At 73.5% G+C, this 18,824-nt stretch carries 15 protein-coding genes; 10 read left to right on the top strand and 5 right to left on the bottom strand.

Translation table 11 applies throughout. The features are described 5' to 3' along the window. Positions 1-31: 31 nt before the first annotated feature. Positions 32-733: a DNA alkylation repair protein gene (locus AC07AW_RS26530; protein WP_478817952.1), complete on the bottom strand. Its 702-nt coding sequence runs from the start codon at positions 731-733 to the stop codon at positions 32-34. Positions 734-1,048: 315 nt separating this feature from the next. Between AC07AW_RS26530 and AC07AW_RS26525 the strand changes: the two genes are divergently transcribed. The 8 genes from AC07AW_RS26525 (at position 1,049) to AC07AW_RS26490 (ending at position 12,119) form a co-directional block, all read left to right on the top strand. Beyond that, a complete protein-coding gene (locus AC07AW_RS26525; protein ID WP_478817951.1) occupies positions 1,049-1,798 on the top strand; it encodes a TVP38/TMEM64 family protein in 750 nt (249 codons plus the stop codon). A gap of 94 nt (positions 1,799-1,892) precedes the next feature. Next, the gene (locus AC07AW_RS26520) at positions 1,893-2,768 is read left to right on the top strand and encodes an undecaprenyl-diphosphate phosphatase (RefSeq protein WP_478817950.1); all 876 of its coding nucleotides are present in this window, start codon (positions 1,893-1,895) and stop codon (positions 2,766-2,768) included. A gap of 330 nt (positions 2,769-3,098) precedes the next feature. Beyond that, positions 3,099-4,997, top strand: a complete 1,899-nt coding sequence (locus AC07AW_RS26515) for an FHA domain-containing protein (RefSeq protein WP_478817949.1) — start codon at positions 3,099-3,101, stop codon at positions 4,995-4,997. Positions 4,998-5,124: 127 nt separating this feature from the next. Continuing rightward, positions 5,125-6,639 (top strand): SDR family oxidoreductase, encoded by a 1,515-nt coding sequence (locus tag AC07AW_RS26510; protein WP_478817948.1) that lies wholly within the window; start codon positions 5,125-5,127, stop codon positions 6,637-6,639. A gap of 259 nt (positions 6,640-6,898) precedes the next feature. After that, positions 6,899-7,387, top strand: a complete 489-nt coding sequence (locus tag AC07AW_RS26505; protein ID WP_478817947.1) for a MarR family winged helix-turn-helix transcriptional regulator — start codon at positions 6,899-6,901, stop codon at positions 7,385-7,387. 215 nt (positions 7,388-7,602) lie between these two features. Beyond that, positions 7,603-9,675: an MMPL family transporter gene (locus tag AC07AW_RS26500; protein ID WP_478817946.1), complete on the top strand. Its 2,073-nt coding sequence runs from the start codon at positions 7,603-7,605 to the stop codon at positions 9,673-9,675. Positions 9,676-9,913: 238 nt separating this feature from the next. Then, the gene (locus tag AC07AW_RS26495) at positions 9,914-11,287 is read left to right on the top strand and encodes a cryptochrome/photolyase family protein (RefSeq protein ID WP_478817945.1); all 1,374 of its coding nucleotides are present in this window, start codon (positions 9,914-9,916) and stop codon (positions 11,285-11,287) included. A gap of 208 nt (positions 11,288-11,495) precedes the next feature. Continuing rightward, on the top strand, positions 11,496-12,119 hold the full coding sequence (locus tag AC07AW_RS26490) for a sigma-70 family RNA polymerase sigma factor (RefSeq protein ID WP_478817944.1): 624 nt from the start codon (positions 11,496-11,498) through the stop codon (positions 12,117-12,119). Positions 12,120-12,308: 189 nt separating this feature from the next. Here the strand turns inward: AC07AW_RS26490 and AC07AW_RS26485 are convergent, their stop codons facing one another. Further along, the gene (locus tag AC07AW_RS26485) at positions 12,309-13,364 is read right to left on the bottom strand and encodes a MerR family transcriptional regulator (protein ID WP_478817943.1); all 1,056 of its coding nucleotides are present in this window, start codon (positions 13,362-13,364) and stop codon (positions 12,309-12,311) included. Positions 13,365-13,462: 98 nt separating this feature from the next. Beyond that, a complete protein-coding gene (locus tag AC07AW_RS26480) occupies positions 13,463-14,056 on the bottom strand; it encodes a flavin reductase family protein (RefSeq protein ID WP_478817942.1) in 594 nt (197 codons plus the stop codon). 67 nt (positions 14,057-14,123) lie between these two features. Between AC07AW_RS26480 and AC07AW_RS26475 the strand changes: the two genes are divergently transcribed. Continuing rightward, the gene (locus AC07AW_RS26475) at positions 14,124-14,570 is read left to right on the top strand and encodes a nuclear transport factor 2 family protein (protein ID WP_478817941.1); all 447 of its coding nucleotides are present in this window, start codon (positions 14,124-14,126) and stop codon (positions 14,568-14,570) included. 297 nt (positions 14,571-14,867) lie between these two features. Continuing rightward, positions 14,868-16,625 (top strand): apolipoprotein N-acyltransferase, encoded by a 1,758-nt coding sequence (gene lnt, locus AC07AW_RS26470; protein ID WP_478817940.1) that lies wholly within the window; start codon positions 14,868-14,870, stop codon positions 16,623-16,625. Here the strand turns inward: lnt and AC07AW_RS26465 are convergent. Continuing rightward, positions 16,549-17,454 carry a Gfo/Idh/MocA family protein gene (locus tag AC07AW_RS26465; RefSeq protein WP_478817939.1) on the bottom strand — a complete coding sequence of 302 codons (906 nt, stop codon included), beginning with the start codon at positions 17,452-17,454 and terminating at the stop codon, positions 16,549-16,551. The genes lnt and AC07AW_RS26465 overlap by 77 nt on opposite strands. 61 nt (positions 17,455-17,515) lie before the next feature. Continuing rightward, positions 17,516-18,742 (bottom strand): FAD-dependent monooxygenase, encoded by a 1,227-nt coding sequence (locus tag AC07AW_RS26460; RefSeq protein WP_478817938.1) that lies wholly within the window; start codon positions 18,740-18,742, stop codon positions 17,516-17,518. Positions 18,743-18,824: the final 82 nt, after the last annotated feature.

Raw genomic sequence — 18,824 nt, 5'->3', positions numbered from 1 at the left:
GGAGTTGTGCCGTCCGGCGGCCGGGGTGGGGTCAGAGGTTCTTGAGGGCCTCGCGGACGGAGAGCGGGGAGAGGCGGGAGCCGTGGGCGGCGACGAAGGCCCGGACTTCGGCGGGGGCCGTCTTGCCGTACTCGCGCAGGCTCCAGCCGATCGCCTTGCGGATGAAGAAGTCGGGGTGGGCCGAGCGGCGCAGACAGTAGGCGAAGAGCCGGTCGGCGTCGGTGGCGTCCTTGAAGCGGAGCTGGTGGAGGAGGGCGGTGCGGGCGACCCACAGGTCCTCGTCGTCGATCCACGCGTCCATCTCGCCGGCGAGGGCGGGATCGGCCGCCACCAGACCGCCGACGACATGTGCGGCGAGGTGGTCGACCGTGTCCCACCAGGAGACGGTGGTGACGAGGCGGCGGGCGACCGGGAGGAAGCCGGAGGAGCAGCGCTTGACGTGCCGGCGCAGGTAGTCGACGGCGAAGTAGTGGTACTCGCGCTCGGGGAGGTCGAAGCAGCGCAGGGCGATCGCGGCGCAGTCGGTCTCGTCGGGGCGCGGGGTGCCGTCGAGGACCGTACGGGACAGGGCGCGGCGCTCGGGCGTGCGGATGCCGAGGAAGGGGGCCGCGCCCTTCATGTACGCGACCATCTCCTGGGCCCGGAAGGGGTTGCCCGCGGCCGGGTAGACCGCGGTGAGCCGCTCCAGGACGGTGTCGACGAGGGCGCTCGCGGGCGGCGCGGTGTCGGTCATGGGGCCCTCTCGGTCGTGGCGCGCTCCGGGGCAGCGCTGAACGGACAGTCCGGGCGCGCACCGGACAGGCGATCCGGGTTCCGCATCGGACAGGCGATCCGGGTTCCGCATCGGACAGGCGATCCGGGTTCCGCACCGGACAGGCGATCCGGGTTCCGCATCGGACAGGCGATCCGGGCGCGCAACGCACGGGCGATCCAGGAGCGCACCGGACGGACGATCCGGGTCCGCACCGGACGGACGATCCGGGTCCGCACCGGACGGACATGACGCACATTACGGCGCTCCTACGGACACGTCCGTTACTCTCCCCGAATGCTCGCTCCCGTCCCCCGGCCGCCGGGCTCTCTCGCCGGCCGCTGCTCCCGGGCCCTGCTCTCCCCCCGCTCGCGGCTGTCGCTGCTGGCCCTGCTGCTGCTCACGGCGGCCACCCTCGTGGTGCTCTACGAGCCGCAGCGGATGCTGGCCTCGGGCTGGCCGCCGCACACGAGCGGCGCCGGTGCGGTGCTGCTGTTCGGGCTCGCGTACGGGGTGTGCGCGGCGGCGTTCGTACCGCGGCCGGTGCTCAATCTGGCGGCGGGCGCGCTGTTCGGTTCCGCGGCCGGTCTGACGGGCGCGCTGGCGGGGACGGTGCTCGGCGCCGGGATCGCGTTCACGCTCGGCCGGTTCCTGGGGCAGGACGCGCTGCGGCCGTTCGTGCGGGGCCGCTGGCTGACGGCGGCGGACGGGCAGCTGAGCCGGCACGGGTTCCGTTCGATGCTGGCGATCCGGCTGTTCCCGGGGGTGCCGTTCGCGGCGGCCAACTACTGCGCGGCCGTCTCCCGGATGCGCTACGTGCCGTTCCTCGTGGCGACCGCGCTCGGCTCGCTGCCGAACACGGCGGCGTACGTGGTGGCGGGCGCCCAGGCCGGTTCGCCGGGCTCGCCGGCCTTCCTCTTCTCGGCGGGGTTCATCGTCCTGTCGGGCCTCGGCGCGGCGGTGGTGGCCTGGCGCAAGCGGCACGGCCTGCGGGCCGCCGTCCCCGCTCCCGCCACGGAGACCGAGCGGGAGACGGTGCTCCGGTAGCGCCACGGGCCTCGCCACGGGCCCGTCATCTTGGGCATGTACGCTGCGCTCGACCTTCTGACCGCACACGTACAAACGGGACGGCCCTAGCCCCATGAGTTGGTTCGAATCGTTCATCCTAGGACTCGTCCAGGGGCTGACGGAGTTCCTTCCCATCTCCTCCAGCGCGCACCTGCGTCTCACCGCGGCCTTCGCCGGCTGGGAGGACCCGGGGGCGGCGTTCACCGCGATCACCCAGATCGGCACGGAGACGGCGGTCCTGATCTACTTCCGGAAGGACATCGCCCGGATCGTCACGGCCTGGTTCCGCTCCCTCACGGACAAGACGATGCGCTCAGACCACGACGCCCAGATGGGCTGGCTGGTGATCGTCGGCTCGATCCCGATCGGTATCCTCGGCGTCACGCTCAAGGACCAGATCGAGGGCCCCTTCCGCGATCTGCGGATCACGGCGGCCACGCTGATCGTGATGGGCGTGGTCCTCGGCATCGCCGACCGGCTCGCCGCCCGCGACGAGGTCGGCGGCCGGCACCGGGCCGCCCGCGAGCGCAAGACGCTCCGGGACCTCAGCGTGCGGGACGGCCTGATCTACGGCGTCTGCCAGGCGATGGCGCTCATCCCCGGAGTCTCCCGGTCCGGCGCGACCATCTCCGGCGGTCTCCTGATGGGCTACACGCGCGAGGCCGCCGCCCGCTACTCCTTCCTGCTCGCCATCCCGGCGGTGCTCGCCTCCGGCGGGATGGAGCTGAAGGACGCGGCCGCGGACGGCAGCGTCTCCTGGGGCCCGACGGTCTTCGCCACGATCGTCGCCTTCGCCGTCGGGTACGCGGTGATCGCGTGGTTCATGAAGTTCATCACCACGAAGTCCTTCATGCCGTTCGTGATCTACCGGATCCTGCTCGGCATCCTGCTCATCGTGCTGGTCTCGGCCGGCGTGCTGAGCCCGCACGCCGGCGAGTCCGCGGGCTGACGAGATAACGAGATGACGAGAAAGGGCCCGCACAGCCACAGGCGTGCGGGCCCTTTTGCATGGCGGCCGAAGGCGGGCACGGAACACGGGGCGCCTTTCTGCACATCGGCCTCAACCGTCCCCGCAGGAACTCCACTCTCAGATCTTCACCGTATGGTCACCGTGTGATGACCGATGAGTCCGCACGCCTTCTCATACGCCTCGCGACCCGAATATCATAGCCCTGCGTTCCGGTCCGCTCGCCGTGTGTGACGCAGGGGGTGCTGTTCGTCCGGGTGGTCGGTTTCGCATTTCGTCATCGGATCCGTGACTCATGGAATTGGGTGACCCATGCCTCCTCGGCTCGTCGGCCATCAAGGCTCTCTGACGGGACAGCAGTTTCCGATCGGCGCCACACCGCTCACTCTGGGCCGCAACAGCGACAACAGCGTGGTGATAACGGTGGGGAACGTCTCGCGCTTTCACGCCGAGGTGCGTCGCGAACGCCATGGATTCGTCCTCTACGACAGCGGCAGCAGTAATGGAACACGCGTCAACGGGACGCGCGTCACCTCGCACGAACTGCAGCCCGGGGATCTCGTCGAGATCGGCACCGAGACGTTCCGCTTCGAAGCCGCCGACGCGATGGAGACCATCCTCGACCTCTCCGTGCTCGGGCCGGTCACCCCGTCCGAGGCGACCCTCGCGGCAGGGCCGGTGCTGAACGTCACGGTGACCGGCGGCGGCCCCGTCGGGCTGAGCTTCGCCCTCCTCCTGGAAAACCTCATGGGTCCCCGCGTGGCCGTCACCGTGTACGACGGGCGGTGGGTCCAGGACGGGGCGAAGGTCGTCTGGAAGAGCGAAGGGCAGGGCAACGTCAGGCGTCAGCAGGTCGTCACCGTACAGAGCCGCCAGTATCTGAACCTCCCCGAAGAGGTGCAGGCCCGGCTTTTCCGCGGCGACGCGTACTCCGAAATGTGGCCGGTCGGCCCCGATTCGCTCCGTGGCCACAAACCGAGGAACCTCCGCATCGCCTACATCGAGGACACCCTCCTCGAATTGGCCAACGAGAAGCCGGAGCGGATCCGGCTGGTTCCCGAGGTTTTCGACCCGGCCGAGTATCACCAGGCGGAGGCCCGGGGGCATGTACTCGCCGTCTGCGAGGGGGGTCGCTCCCGAACGCGCGAGCACTTCACCGACAAGTTCGGCAACGCCGACAAGTCCATCTACTCGCTGTACGGCCGGCACATTCAGGATGTGGTCCTCGGCCTGCGCGTCAGATCGACCCTGACGGACCCCATGACGGTCCTGTTGACCGTGGCCCAGAACCGCTTCCTCCTCAACGCCCTCCGCGGCGAGGGTTTCCTGAACATGCGGCTCACCGACGCCGAGGCCGCGGAAGTGATCGGCATCGACCCGGTCCGGCACGTCTTCGAGGAATGCATCGCCTCACGCCCGTGCGTCATGGGACGGGACGACCACGGCGACTTCCAGTGCTCGACGCACAGCACGCTCTTCCTGCCCGCCATGGTCAGGGGCTCGGCCCTGTGGAAGCGGGTGCGGGAGGGGCTGGCCCTGTTCGGCGTCGCCGAGCGGGACCTGAGCGCCGTCACGGCCTTCCGGCTCGACATGGTGCAGCGGCCACGGTTCACCACCCGGCTGCTCCCGGCCACGTCGACCACCCCGGGGACCTACGGCTTCCTGCTCGGCGACGCCGCCAACGCGATCCACTTCTGGCCCGGCCGCGGGCTCAACAGCGGTCTGGGCTCGGCGATCTCACTCGCGCGGTCCCTCAACGGCGCCTGGACCGGCCGGGCGTTCCGGGACGCCGACTTCGCCCGCCACGAAGCGGCCATGTCGATGCTCCAGTACCGGCACAAGAGCCGTGCCTGGAACACGATGATCACCACCGACGAGAACGGCGTCAGCCGCGCGATCAAGGAGAAGATCGCACAGAGCATCGAGGAGTCGGAGGGGAAGGACCTGGAGAGGGACGCGGACCTCGACGCGCTGATGGAACGGCTGCGGGGAATCCGCGACCGGCTGGCACCACGCGTCCCCGGCATGCCCGACGACGCGACGCTCCGGAACCACCTGGAGACGCTCGATTCCTCCACCCTGCGGACCCTGTGGGAGAGCGGCGCCTGGGACACCCTGATGGTCGGCGGCGAAGAGGTGGACATCGACATCTTCTACCGGCCGGCCGCGCCGGCCACATCCGACCCCACCCGGGCCCCCGCCCCGAACTGATCGCGCGAACCCCCGGCAGCGCTCGTCCGTACCGTCATGAACCCGGCCCGCATCCGCACGCACCCGCCACGGCGAAGAACCGGCGTAGGGCGTGTACGCCAAGGCGATCGGCGAAACGGATCAGCGCATGAACACTCCCAGCCCGGCCGCAGGCGCCCGCTGCCTGGTCACCGGCGCGACCGGCTACGTCGGGGGCCGACTCGTGCCGGAGCTCCTCGACGGCGGTCACCGCGTGCGCTGCCTCGCCCGGCATCCGGACAAGCTCCGTGACTTTCCCTGGGCCGACCGCGTGGAGGCGGTGCGCGGTGACGTCACCGACGCCGCGAGCCTCCGCGCGGCGCTCGACGGCGTCGACGTCGCCTACTACCTCGTCCACTCCATGAGCTCGACGGCGGAGTTCGAGGACAGGGACCGTCTGGCCGCCCGTGTCTTCGCCGCGGAGGCCCGTTCCGCCGGAGTGCGGCGGATCGTCTATCTGGGCGGCCTCACCCCGCGCGGAGTGCCGGAGGGCGAGCTCTCGCCGCACCTGCGCTCCCGCGCCGAGGTGGGCCGCATCCTCCTCGACTCGGGTGTCCCCACCACCGTGCTGCGCGCCGCCGTCGTCATCGGTTCCGGATCGGCCTCCTTCGAGATGCTGCGGTACCTGACGGAACGGCTGCCCGTCATGGTCACGCCGAGCTGGGTCGGCAGCAGGGTCCAGCCCATCGCCGTACGCGACGTGCTGCGCTGTCTGGTGGGGAGCGCGGGCATGCCCGCCGACGTCAACCGCACCTTCGACATCGGCGGACCCGACGTGCTCAGCTACCGGGAGATGATGGTGCGGTACGCCGAGGTCGCCGGGCTGCGCAGGCGTCTCATCGTCCCCGTGCCCGTCCTCACCCCGCGGCTTTCGAGCCACTGGATCGGTCTGGTCACACCGGTGCCGGCCTCCTTGGCCAAGCCCCTCACCGAGTCGCTCCGGCACGAGGTGGTGTGCGGCGAGCACGACATCGCCCGGTACGTTCCCGACGGCGCCGGGCAGCCCGTCCCGTTCGAGGAATCGCTCCGTCTCGCCCTCCGCCGGGTGCACGACGCACAGGTCACCACCCGCTGGTCCTCCGCCTCGCCGCCCGGCGCGCCGAGCGACCCGCTGCCGACCGACCCGGACTGGGCGGGCGGCAGCCTCTACACGGACGAACGGTCACGCGTCGTCGACGCCGGCCCGAACGCGCTGTGGCAGGTCATCGAGGGCGTGGGAGGGGAGAACGGCTGGTACTCCTTCCCGCTGGCGTGGGCCGTCCGGGGATGGGCCGACCGGTTCGTCGGCGGAGTGGGCCTCCGGCGCGGCCGCCGGGACGCGACGCGTCTCCGGGTCGGCGACGCCCTGGACTTCTGGCGCGTGGAGGAGATCGACCGTGGACGCCTGCTCCGTCTCCGTGCCGAGATGCGCCTGCCCGGCCTCGCGTGGCTGGAGATGGCCGTCGAGCGGGACGAAGCGGGCCGTACGTCCTACCGGCAGCGGGCGCTCTTCCATCCGAAGGGGCTCGCGGGCCAGGCGTACTGGTGGGGTGTCTCGCCGTTCCACGCCGTGGTCTTCGGCGGCATGGCCCGGAACATCGCCCGGACCGCCGAGACGGAGAGCGGGCGGCGGGACCGGACGTGAACGGGCGGTGATCACCGCCGTGTTGGTCCGGGTGCGGCGCACGCACCCGTGACGAGCGCCTACGGCGCCTCCACAGTCGGCGCCGAGGCCCTCGCGCGTTCCCTCCGCGCCGAGGTGGCCCACGTGGGCGCCGCCGCTCCCCTTCCGTCCACGCACCCCCGTGGCTCCGGATCGCCCAGGTCGGGCGCCCGGTCTTCCCCCTCGCCGTCGAGAGCGCCTGATGGCGTTCTCCCGGGGGACGTCCGCATAGGGTTGCCGCGTGGGCGACGGGCAGGCGGGGAAGAGCGTGACGGAGAACGGGAACAGGGACGATCGGCAGGCCTTCGCGGTCGCCCTGCGCCGGACGGTCGGTGAGGTGAACCGTCTGGTGCACGGCTTCGCCTCCGCGGAGAGCCTGCATGCCACCGATGTCCACGCGCTCTCGTTCGTGCTCGACCACCCCGACACGGCCACTCCGGGACTGCTCAGGGAGCATCTCGGCCTGACTTCGGGCGCGGTGACCGCCTGCCTCGACCGTCTGGAGAAGGCCGGCCACATCCGGCGCAGCAGGGCCGACGACGACCGGCGGGTGGTCCGCATCCATTACGTCCCGGGAGCCCGGGCCGTGGCGCGGGCCCACTTCATGCCGCTCGCGCAGGCGGCGGACCGTGCGCGCGACCGGTTCACCGAGGACGAGCTCGCGGTCGTGCTGAGGTACCTGGACGCGCTGAACGAGGAACTCGGCGAGCTGCGCGCTCCCCGCCGCTGACGCCACGCGGCGAACCGCGCTCTCCAGCAGGACAGGCCCCTCTGCGCGTCCGTGTCGTGCCGGTGCATCCATGTCGTGCCGGTGCGCGGAAGGGATGTCCGAGGCGCGAGGCACGGCGCCGTCACGCCACCCGCTTGCAGGGTTCACGACGGACCGTGGTGCAGTTTCTTTCAATCATTGAGATTATCGATTGTCGAGAGACTTGGGGGCTTTCCGTGTCCACACCCCTGCGGTGGGCGAGCAGACTGCTGCCGCTGCTGATGCTCGTCGTCTGGCTCGCCGTCGGAGGTGGGCTCGGTCCCTACGCGGGCAAGCTCGGCGACGTCGCGACCAACGACCAGGCCGCCTTCCTGCCCCGCAGCGCGGAGTCGACCCAGGTCCTCCGGGCCCAGGAGGCGTTCCGTCAGGAGGAGACCCTGCCGGTCCTGGTCCTCTGGACCGCCGAGAGCGGCGGCGCCCTCGGCCCGTCCGCGACGGCGGACGCCACCAGGGCGCTGGCCTCCCTGAAGGGCGCCGAAGGCGTGGTCGGCGCCCCCTCGCCGGCCTTCCCCTCCGAGGACGGAGCGGCCCTGCGGGGAATCGTCCAGCTCCGCCCCGACCTCGGCGACGGGTTGCCCGCCACGCTGGACCGGGTCGAGGCGGCGGTCTCCGCCGTACCGGGGACGGCGGTCTGGCTGGGAGGCCCGGCCGCCTCCCAGGCGGACCTCCGGGACGCGTTCGCGGGCATCGACGGTCTCCTTCTCGTCGTCGCCCTGGTGACCGTCCTGGTGATCCTGCTCCTGGTCTACCGCAGCGTCCTGCTCCCCCTGGTGATCATCATCGGTGCCGTCCTCGCCCTCGGTCTGGCCTGCGCCCTCGTCTACGTCCTGGCCGACCATGACGTCGTCCGCGTCGACGGCCAGGTGCAGGGCATCCTGTCCATCCTGGTCATCGGCGCGGCAACCGACTACGCCCTGCTGCTGGCCGCCCGCTACCGGGAGGAGCTCGGCGCACGTGACGGCGACCGGGTGCCGGCCATGCGGGCCGCCCTGAAGCAGTCGTTCGGCCCGATCCTGGCCAGCGCCGCCACGGTCGCGCTCGGGCTGCTCGCTCTGCTCCTCAGCGACCTCACCAACAACCGGGCGCTCGGCCCCGTCGGCGCCATCGGCATCGGCTGCGCCGTCCTCAGCGCGGTGACGTTCCTCCCCGCCGTCCTGGTCCTCCTCGGACGGGCCGCCTACTGGCCGGCCCGCCCCAAGGCGACCGTCGGGGACGACGCGCACCCCGTCTGGCGCAGGATCGCGGCGCTGGTCGACCGCGCACCGCGCAAGGTCTGGGCCGGTTCCCTCGCGGCCCTGCTCGCCTGTGCCGCCCTCTCCTTCACGCTCGACTCCAAGGGCGTCCCGCTCGACGAGATCTTCGTCAAGGACGCCCCCTCCGTCGCCGCGCAGGCCCGCCTGGGCGAGCACTTCCCCGGCGGCGCCGGCAACCCCGCCGTCGTCATCGCCGACGCCGACGCGGCGGAGGCGGTCAGGGCCGCCGCGCAGGCCGTCGACGGAGTCGACTCCGCGACCCTCTTCGCCCTCCCCGGCACCCCTCGGCCGCTCGTCGCCGACGGGCGCGTACGGATCGACGTCACCCTCGCGGACGCCGCCGACTCCGATGCCGCCAAGGACACCGTCGTCGCCCTGCGCGGCGCCCTGCACGCCGTGCCCGGCGCCGACGCCCTCGTCGGCGGCTTCACCACCCAGCAGTACGACACCCAGGTCACCGCCGCACAGGACAGGAGGCTCATCGTCCCCGTCGTGCTGGCGATCATCCTGGTGATCCTGGTCGGCCTGCTGCGCTCCCTACTGCTGCCCGTGCTCCTGGTGGCGACCGTCGGGCTCAACTTCCTGGCCACGCTGGGCGTCTCCGCCCTGGTCTTCGAGCACGTCTTCGGATTCACCGGCACCGACGCCGCCGTCCCCCTGTACGGATTCGTCTTCCTGGTCGCCCTCGGCGTCGACTACAACATCTTCCTCATGTCACGGGTGCGCGAGGAGACGGCGCTGCACGGCACGCGCGAGGGCGTGCGCCGGGGACTGGTCGCCACGGGAGGCGTCATCACCTCGGCGGGTGTCGTCCTCGCCGCCACCTTCGCCGCGCTGGGGGTCATCCCGCTGGCCTTCCTGGTCCAGATCGCCTTCATCGTGGCCTTCGGCGTCCTGCTCGACACCCTGGTGGTCCGCTCGCTCCTGGTGCCGGCCCTCGTCCGGGACATCGGCCCCACGGTCTGGTGGCCGGGCTCGCTCCGTCACCGGCCCTGACCCGAGGCACTCCCGGCACACGGGAGCCGCCTCCTGCCCCGCGTACCCATGTCGCGCCCCGCCCCCTGCGGCACGGGCCCCGTCGGGGGTACGCGGCCGGCGGTCTTCTCCGACCCCGCGAAGACGGCCGCCCCGCGTGCATCCGGCACGCGGGGCCGCGGGGAACCGCGGAGGTAGGAAGGGGACATCGACACGCCGGCGGCGCGCTCGCGACCGGCGGCCGAGCAGGGAGGATGCGATGACCGTCGCCGTCGTTCTGTACACCTCCGACCTCCGGGTGCACGACCATCCGCCGCTGCGGGCCGCGCTCGAAGGGGCGCAGGAGGTGGTGCCGCTGTTCGTGCGTGATCCGGCCGTGGACCGGGCGGGCTTCGCGGCACCCAACCGGCTGGCCTTCCTCGCGGACTGTCTGGTGGACCTCGACCGGGCGCTGAGGGAGCGGGGCGGCCGGCTCGTGGTGCGGGAGGGCGACACGGTCTCCGAGGTGAGGGCGGTGGTGCGGCAGACCGAGGCCGACGAGGTCCACCTGGCCGGCGGTGCGACGGCCTTCGCCCGGGCGAGGGAGGAGCACCTGCGCAAGGTGCTGGAGGAGGACGGCCGCCGGCTGTACGTGCACGACGGTGTGGTGGACGTCGTGCCGCCCGGTGACATCACCCCGCAGGGCTCGGACCACTTCGCGGTCTTCACGCCGTACTACCGGCGCTGGGCGGGCGAGCCCCTGCGGACGCCGCTGCCTGCCCCCGGGGCGGTTTCCGTGCCGGCGGGCGTGCGGTCGGAGCGCATGCCCCGGCGCTCCGGGATCGCGGACGTGTCGCCGGGACTCGCCGCGGGAGGGGAGAGCGAGGGGCGCAAGCGGCTCTCCTCCTGGCTGACGGCGCACGGTGACGCGTACGAGCAGGGCCACGACGACCTGGCGGGCGACGTCACGTCGCGCCTCTCGCCGTACCTCCACTTCGGGGCCGTCTCCGCCCTGGAGGCGGTGCAGCGGGCCAGGAAGCGCGGTGGCGCCGGAGCGGAGGCCTTCGTGCGCCAGCTGTGCTGGCGCGACTTCCACCGCCAGGTGCTCGCCGCCCGGCCCCGGGCGGCGGGCGTGGACTACCGTCCGCGTCACGACCGCTGGCGCCGGGGTGCGGGGGCCGAGGCGGACCTGGCGGCGTGGCGCGAGGGGCGGACGGGCTATCCCGTCGTCGACGCCGCGATGCGGCAGCTCGCCCACGAGGGCTGGATGCACAACCGGGGTCGGCTGCTCACCGCCTCCTTCCTCACCAAGACGCTGTACATCGACTGGCGGGAGGGCGCCCGCCACTTCCTCGATCTCCTGGTGGACGGCGACGTGGCCAACAACCAGCTCAACTGGCAGTGGGTGGCCGGCACGGGGACGGACAGCCGCCCCCACCGCGTCCTCAACCCCGTGCTCCAGGGCAAGCGGTACGACCCGGACGGCACCTACGTCCGGCGCTGGCTGCCGGAGCTCGCCGGCCTCGACGGCCCGGCCGTCCACGAGCCCTGGCGCCTCCCCGGTCTCGATCGGGCCGCCTACGACTACCCGGACCCGCTGATCGAGCTCTCCGAGGGGCTGGAGCGCTTCCGCCGGGGCCGGGGGGCCTCCTGAGCGGAGCCGCACCCCTGCGCACGCCCGGGCGGGCCGATGCGCGTCACCTCGCATTTCAATGCGGAAACGATGCGAGTTGAGGGACACGGGGCTCTCGCCGGAGCGTGAGGACACGGAATCGACGAGGTTCCGCCGTACCGCCGCTTCCGAGACCGGCGGTCGCACGTCCCGGTGGTCTCCCGCGCCGCCGCCCGGAGGAGGAACCGTCATGACCGCGCACCGGAGGAACGGACACCTCGCCACCCCCAGGGAGCCGCACGCCCACGGCGCCCCCCGCGACACGGCGGTCGACGACGACCGGATCGCCCGGGGGCTGGTCCAGGGTGACGAGCGCTGCCTGGACGCGGCGTACCACCGCTGGGGACGGCTCGTGCACACGCTCGCGGCCCGCGCCCTGGGCGACCACCGCGAGGCGGAGGACGTCACCCAGCAGGTGTTCGTCGCCGCCTGGCGGGGCCGCGCGAACTTCCGCCCCGACCGGGGCACCCTGCCGGCGTGGCTCACCGGCATCACCCGCCGGAAGATCGCCGACGCCCTGACCGCCCGCACCCGGCGCAGCGAGCTCACCGCGGCCCTCGGCGCCGCCCTGGAGCACACCGGCGGCTCCCACGAAGGCCCCGAGCGGATCATCGACCGACTCGTCGTCACCGAGGAACTGGCCAGGCTGCCGCGCGTCCAGCGCGACGTCCTGGAGCTCGCCTACTTCGCCGACCTGACCCAGACGCAGATCGCCGACCGCACCGGCATGCCGCTCGGCACGGTCAAGAGCCACGCCCGTCGCGGCCTCCTGCGGATGCGCCACAGTCTCGACCTCGCGGCGACCGGCGGATGACCGGACCCGACCGGCGGCAAGCGGCTCCTGGAGGCCCACACGGCCCACCGTCCCGGTTACGCGGCCCACCGGGCGCGCACCGGCGGCTTCGTCCCCCGGCCGCCCCGCCGGCCGACGGACGCGGAGCGATCCCGGCGACGCCCCGGCCGGCGTTGGGGGCGACCCGCCCCCGCCCTTGGGGCGGCGGCGTCACTCCCCCGCGCTCAGGGCCGGTTCCCCGTACAACCGGGAGATCACGCCGATCGCCTCGGGCAGCCCGGTGGGACGCACGATGCCGGGAGCCGGGGTCCGGCCGAGCCAGCCGGGTCCCGCGAGCAGGACCACGGGGGCCCTGCGTGCTCCCCGTACGCCGAACGCCGTCCCCGCGAGGTGCCGGGCCAGGGCGTGGTTCGCGGTGGACCTCGCCTGGGACCAGAGGGCGACGGCAGTCGGTCCCGAACGTCGCACCGCCGCGTCGAGGGCCTCCGCGGGCACCGCCGCGCCGAACATCCTGGTCGGCAGACCCCGCTCGGTCAGCCCCGCCGCGAGTGCCTCCAGGGGCAGCGTGTGCTGCTCCCCGGGGACGCACGCCAGCACGACCGGAGCGGCCCGGGAAGCCGTCGTCGGGCCGGTCACGGCGGCCCGCCTCAGCGCGGTGGAGATGTGCCAGGAGAGCAGGTGCTCCACCTCCACGTAGCGGTCGTCGGACGACTCCCACTTGCGGCCCACGGCGTGCAGCGTCGGGACCATGATCTCCTGCCACGCGGTGACCAGGCCGTGCTCGGCCAGCGCCTCCTGGAGCAGCCCTTCCATGGCGGGGCCGTCGAGGCGCACGGCGGCGCGGGCGAGCCCGCGGGCTTCCTGCCGTACGTCGCCGAGCGGCAGGCCGCTGCCGGGTCCGGCTCGACGGGTCCTCCCGGGGGACGCGCCCGCGGCCCCCGGCGTGACCGGAGGGCCGTCGGACCGGGCTTGAGCTGCGCGGGCCGTCGCGGCGTCGGGGGTGGCATCGGGAACGGCCGGCTCCACCGGGGTCCGCGCCCGCCGGGCGGCCCTCGCGGCCTCGGCGGGCGGGACGCCCGAGGCCGTGAGACGGCACATCTCGTCGAGCATCGCGATGTCCGCCGGGGTCCACCGCCTGTGCCGGCCGTCCGCGCGGACGGCCGGGCCGATGCCGTACCGCTGGTCCCAGGACCGCACCGTGGTGGGAGAGACGCCCAGACGCCGTGCCACGGCACCGGTCGTGATCCCGTGATCCGTATCGGACATGCCATCCACCATACGAGGCCCGAACGACGCAGAAACGATGCGCGGAAGGGTGCGTCCGCACGAGCCCGGGCCGGGTGTGTCCCGGCCCCCGCTGCGCGTCAGCCCCGGTGGGGCACCCTGGCGATCTCCTGGATCCCGCCCAGGGTGCCCCACTCGTTCTTGCCGAGCCGGGTCAGCGGGCGCATCAGGGTCATCTCGGGGTGGCCGTCGACCATGACCGAATCGTCGACCGCCGCGTGCACGACCCGGCCGAAGACGACCGTCGAGTCGCCGATCCGCAGCGTGCTGTGCAGCTCGCACTCCAGCGCCACCGGCGACTGGGCGACCCGCGGCGGCTTCACCCGCAGGCTCGGCTCCCGCTCGATGCCGCACGCGTCGAACTCGCTGACCCCGCGCGGGAAGTCCGTGGCCGTGGCGTTGATCCGCTCGAAGAGCCCCTCGGGGGCGAGGTTCACCACGAACTCCCCGGTCTCCTCCACGTTGCGCAGCGTGTCCTTGCGTCCGACCGAGGTGAACTGCACGACCGGCGGCGCGACCGAGGAGATGGTGAAGAAGGAGTGCGGGGCGAGGTTGTCCGTCCCGTCGGCCGAGGCCGTGGACACCCAGGCGATCGGCCTGGGCACGACGGTGGCGGTCAGCAGCCGGTAGAAGGAGGTGCGGTCGGTCAGTTCGGGATCGATGTTCACGCGCATCCGGCCAGTATGACCGGCGTCCTTCCGACCCCTTGGCCCCTGGCCTCCGCTGCCCGACACTGAGCCGATGACGCAGCGCGTGGACCTCGCGACCGTGATGGACCGATTCGCCCTCGACGACCTGATCACCGGCTACGCGGCGGCCGTCGACGAGGGCGACTGGAGCGCCTACCGGGATCTGTTCGCCCCGGACGGCAGGGCCGACTACCGCGGCTCGGGCGGGATCGAGGGGCCGGCGGCGGAGGTCGCGGACTGGCTCGCCGCGACCCTGCCCCTCTTTCCCGTACGCCAGCACCTCATCGTGAACCGGCGGGTGCGGTTCCGGGATCCGGGCGGCTACCCGGAGACCGGGGACCGGGCGGAGGTCGGTGCCGATTACGTCAACCCGATGCGGTTCGCCTCCGGCGAGGAGTTCGTCTGCGGCGGGCGGTACGCCTTCGCTGCGCGCCGCACCGCCGACGGCTGGCGGCTTACCTCGGTCGTCGTCGACGAACGCTGGCGCCGCCACAGCTGACACCCGGACGCCGGGGCGCTGGGGCGCCGGGGCGCCCGGACCGCCGGGCCCACGGACCCGAGGGCATGGCCCCCGAGGGCGTCCGGGGCCAAGGGCGTCCGGACCCGAGGCGTCCGAGGCCAAGGGCGTCCGAGGCCAAGGGCGTCCGAGCCCGAGGGCGTCCGAGCCCGAGGGGATCCGGGCCCGAGGGGGTCCGAAGCCAAGGGCGTCCGGGCCCAATGGCGTCCGGACCCGAGGACATACGGCCCCGAGGGCGTCCGGGGCGCGGACACTGGAAGCATCGACGGGAGGCACGTCATGCGTGGTCCGTTCGTGAGCCGCCACGGTGCCCGGGCCCGGGGCCCGGGCCGGAGCGGCGACCGGAGCGAGGCCGCGGCCCTCGAAGACGACCGGGGCGACGACCGGGCCGAGGGCCTCGGCCGTGACGGCGCTCGCGATCGGACCGACCGTCGGGGCACGGACCGCGCGGACGTCCCCGGAGTCCGACGCCCCGGGCGCGGGGCCGCGCGTTCCCTGCTCGCCGTCGGGTGCGGCGCCCTGCCCGCGCTCGCGTTCCCGGCTCCCGGGCTCTGGTGGTGGGCCTATCTGGCGCTCGTGCCGTGGCTGCTGCTGATCCGTACGGCGCCGGGGGCCCGCCGTGCCGGTCTCGACGGCTGGTTCGGCGGCCTCGGGTTCATGCTGGCCCTGCACCACTGGCTGCTGCCGAGCCTGCATGTGTTCCTGCTCCCGGTCGCCGCGCTGCTCGGCCTCCTGTGGCTGCCCTGGGGGTGGCTCGTCAGGGCGCTGCTCGGCGGCACCCCGTCGCCGCTGCGGGCGGCCGCAGCCCTGTGCGCGGTGCCCTCGGGCTGGCTGCTGATCGAGATGGCCCGTTCCTGGGAAGGGCTCGGCGGACCGTGGGGGCTCCTCGGGGCGAGCCAGTGGCAGGTCACGGCGGCGCTGCGGCTCGCCTCGGTCGGCGGGGTCTGGCTGGTGAGTCTCCTGGTGGTGGCGGTGAACACGGCCGTGGTCCTGCTGGTGGCGGCACCTGGGCTGCGCCTGCTCGGGGTGGCGGGGCTCGCCGCCTGCGCCCTGGCCATGGGGACCGCGGCCTGGGGGGTGCCGGTCCCCCGGGAGAGCGGGACGGTACGGGTCGGCCTCGTACAGCCGGGGGTGTTCGACGGCCCCGAGGGGCCCGAACTGCGCCTGGCGCGGGCCGAGTCGCTGACCCGCTCACTCGCCGGGCAGCGGGTCGACCTCGTCGTGTGGGGCGAGAGCGGGGTGGGTGCCGATCCGACGGGTGACCCGGTGCTCACGGCCCGGCTCGCCGCGCTGTCGCGGGCGGTGGGCGCGCCGCTTCTGGTGAACGTGGACGCGCGGGGCGCCGATCGTCCCGGCATCTACAAGAGCGCGGTCCTGGTCGGCCCAGCGGGGCTCACGGGCGACCGCTACGACAAGATGCGGCTCGTCCCCTTCGGCGAGTACATCCCCGCGCGCCCGCTCCTGGGCTGGGTGACGTCCGCCGGCCGCGCCGCGACGGAGGACCGGCGGCGTGGCTCCGAGCCGGTCGTGATGACCCTGCCCGCCCGCGAGGCCGGCGCGCCCCCGCTGCGGGTCGGGCCGCTGGTCTGCTTCGAGTCCGCCTTCCCCGACATGAGCCGCCGGCTGGCCCGTGACGGGGCCGGCCTGCTGGTCGTGCAGTCGTCGACCAGCACCTTCCAGGACAGCTGGGCACCCGCCCAGCACGCCTCGCTCGCGGCTCTGCGGGCGGCGGAGACGGGCCGTCCGGTCGTCCACGCGACGCTCACCGGGATCAGTGCCGCGTACGGTCCCGACGGACGCCGGATCGGGCCGGTCCTCGGCACGGACGCGAGCGCCGCCGTCGTGCGCGAGCTGCCGCTCTCGGGGACGACGACGGCCTATGTGCGGTGGGGCGACTGGCCGTTGTACGGCGCGCTCGCGGTGGTGGGCGTGGTGTGCGCCGCCGAGGGCGCGGGCGCGTTCAGGACGCCTGGGCCAGCGCCTCGCGGACGACGCGCTCGCACAGCTCGTGGGTCCGGAGCGCGTCGCGGGCGCTGAGCACCCGGCCCTCCCGTACGGAGTCGAGGAAGGCGTGAACCGCCTGCTCGATGCCGCGCTGCCGGGCCACGGGCACCCAGTCGCCGCGCCGGCGCACGGTCGGCTGTCCCTTGTGGTCGACGACCTCGGCGAGGTTGAGGACCTGGCGCTTGGTGTCCTGCCCCGAGACCTCCAGGATCTCCTCGGTGGAGCCGTTCATCCGGTTCATCATGCCGATGGCGGTGAAGCCGTCGCCGGAGAGCTGGAGCACCACGTGGTGCATGAGCCCCTCGCGGATCCGGGCCCGCACGTCGATGTGCTCGACCTCGCCGGGCAGCAGGAAGCGCAGCGTGTCGACGACGTGGATGAAGTCGTCGAGGACGAGGGTGCGGGGGTCCTCGGGCAGGCCGAGGCGGTTCTTCTGGAGGAGGATCAGGTCGCGCGGATGGTCGAGGCACTGGGCGTAGCTGGGTGCGAGGCGCCGGTTGAAGCCGACGGCGAGGCTGACCGAGTGCTTCTCGGCGAGCTCCACGATCCGCTCGGAGTCGGCGTACTCGTACGCGAGGGGCTTGTCGACGTACGTGGGGACACCGGCTTCGACGAGCACGCCCGCGATCTCGGCGTGGGCGGCGGTGGAGGCGTGCACGAAGGCCGCGTCGAGCCCGGCGGAGAGCAGCGAGTCGAGGTCGCCGTGGCGCTGTTCGGCGGGCAGGTGGAAGCTGTCGGCCACCCGCTCCAGGGTGGCCGGGGTGCGGGTCTGGAGGTGCAGTTCGACCCCGGGGAGGGTGCCGAGGACGGGAAGGTAGGCCTTCTGCGCGATGTCGCCGAGTCCGATGCAGCCAACCTTCACGGGGTCTCCCTTGTCGTCGTTCACCGGCCCTCGGCCGTAAGGGCCGTTCGCGCCGGTCAGCTTACGCGGGAGGGATCACGCCCCCGGCCGAAGGGACGGCGCCGACGGGCGGGTGCCAGTCGCAGATGCCGTCGAAGCCGCGCAGCGCGAGGCCGGGCCCGAACAGGGAGACGGCGCTGACGGCCGCGTTGCGCAGGGCGACGGCGGGGCGGGCGGAGAGCAGGGTGAGCGCGCCGGTGCGGGCGGCCTTGCGGACGATGCCGGTGGTGCGCGGCAACCGGTCGGCGGTGTACGCGGCGAGCGCCCGGCTCGGCTGGAAGCCGGAGGCGGCGCCGGCGTGGTGGGCGAGGACGACGGCGTCCTCGACGGCCTGGTTCCCGCCCTGGCCCAGGCTCGGCATCATCGCGTGGGCGGCGTCGCCGAGGAGGGCCACCCTGCCGCCGTGGAAGGCGGGCAGCGGGTCGGGCAGGTGGTGGACGTCGTGCCGCAGGATCCGGTCAGGGGTGACGCCGGCGAGGATCTCGGGGACGGGGTGGTGCCAGTCCCCGAAGAGCCGGAGCAGTTCGGCCTTCTCGTCGTCGGGTGCGTGGGCGCCCGCCGGAGCCGCAGCCATGGCGTACGCGTAGACCCGGCCGTCCTTGAGGGGCTGACTGCCCCACAGCCGGCCGGCGCCCCAGGTCTCGTGCGGGGCGAAGGCCCGCTCGGGGGCGGGGACGACGACGCGCCAGCTGGTGGCTCCGGAGTAGCGGGGGCCGGGGTGGTCGGGGAAGAGCGCCTTGCGGGTGGCCGAGTGGATGCCGTCGGCGCCGAGGACGAGTTCGGCGTCGAGTTCGCTCCGGGCCCCGGTCCCGGCGTCCGTGACGGTGACGCGGGCGGGGCGGTGGTCGTCGCCGGGATCGGTGACGGTGGCGGTCACGCCGGTGCGGACGGCGCCTTCGGGGAGGGCGGAGGTGAGGATCTCGACGAGCGTGGCGCGGTGGAGGAGGACGAGGGGCCCGCCGAAGCGGTCGGCGGCGGCCCGGGCGTCGGTGCGGGCGAGCCAGCGGCCGCCGGGGGTGCGCATGCCGCCGTCGCCCTGCCAGGCGGAGAGGGCGCGGACGGGGTCGCCGAGGCCGATGACGTCGAGGGCGCGCTGCGCGTTGGGGGCGAGGGCGATGCCGGCGCCGACGGGGGTGAGGTCCGCGGCGCGTTCGAGGACGGTGACCTGCCAGCCGCGCCGGTGCAGGGCGACGGCGGCGGTGAGGCCGCCGATGCCGGCTCCGACGACGACGGCGCGGTGCTGTTCCATGGCTGCTCCTCGGCTCGGTACGGGCGGGGTGAGGGGCACTACAGGTGTAGTGAGACCGACACCGTGACCGTACTACAGCTGT

The organism is Streptomyces sp. NPDC044003, from assembly GCF_056435185.1.
Note: the sequence above shows the minus strand (reverse complement) of the source record. Positions and strands in the feature narration are given on the sequence as shown.

Excerpts from the sequence above, each read along its gene's own strand:
- lnt (WP_478817940.1), top strand. The coding sequence starts at position 14,868 with ATGCGTGGTCCGTTCGTGAGCCGCCACGGTGCCCGGGCCCGGGGCCCG.
- AC07AW_RS26510 (WP_478817948.1), top strand. The coding sequence starts at position 5,125 with ATGAACACTCCCAGCCCGGCCGCAGGCGCCCGCTGCCTGGTCACCGGC.
- AC07AW_RS26495 (WP_478817945.1), top strand. The coding sequence starts at position 9,914 with ATGACCGTCGCCGTCGTTCTGTACACCTCCGACCTCCGGGTGCACGAC.
- AC07AW_RS26515 (WP_478817949.1), top strand. The coding sequence starts at position 3,099 with ATGCCTCCTCGGCTCGTCGGCCATCAAGGCTCTCTGACGGGACAGCAG.
- AC07AW_RS26525 (WP_478817951.1), top strand. The coding sequence starts at position 1,049 with ATGCTCGCTCCCGTCCCCCGGCCGCCGGGCTCTCTCGCCGGCCGCTGC.
- AC07AW_RS26485 (WP_478817943.1), bottom strand. The coding sequence starts at position 13,364 with ATGTCCGATACGGATCACGGGATCACGACCGGTGCCGTGGCACGGCGT.
- AC07AW_RS26520 (WP_478817950.1), top strand. The coding sequence starts at position 1,893 with ATGAGTTGGTTCGAATCGTTCATCCTAGGACTCGTCCAGGGGCTGACG.
- AC07AW_RS26480 (WP_478817942.1), bottom strand. The coding sequence starts at position 14,056 with ATGCGCGTGAACATCGATCCCGAACTGACCGACCGCACCTCCTTCTAC.
- AC07AW_RS26490 (WP_478817944.1), top strand. The coding sequence starts at position 11,496 with ATGACCGCGCACCGGAGGAACGGACACCTCGCCACCCCCAGGGAGCCG.
- AC07AW_RS26475 (WP_478817941.1), top strand. The coding sequence starts at position 14,124 with ATGACGCAGCGCGTGGACCTCGCGACCGTGATGGACCGATTCGCCCTC.
- AC07AW_RS26530 (WP_478817952.1), bottom strand. The coding sequence starts at position 733 with ATGACCGACACCGCGCCGCCCGCGAGCGCCCTCGTCGACACCGTCCTG.
- AC07AW_RS26460 (WP_478817938.1), bottom strand. The coding sequence starts at position 18,742 with ATGGAACAGCACCGCGCCGTCGTCGTCGGAGCCGGCATCGGCGGCCTC.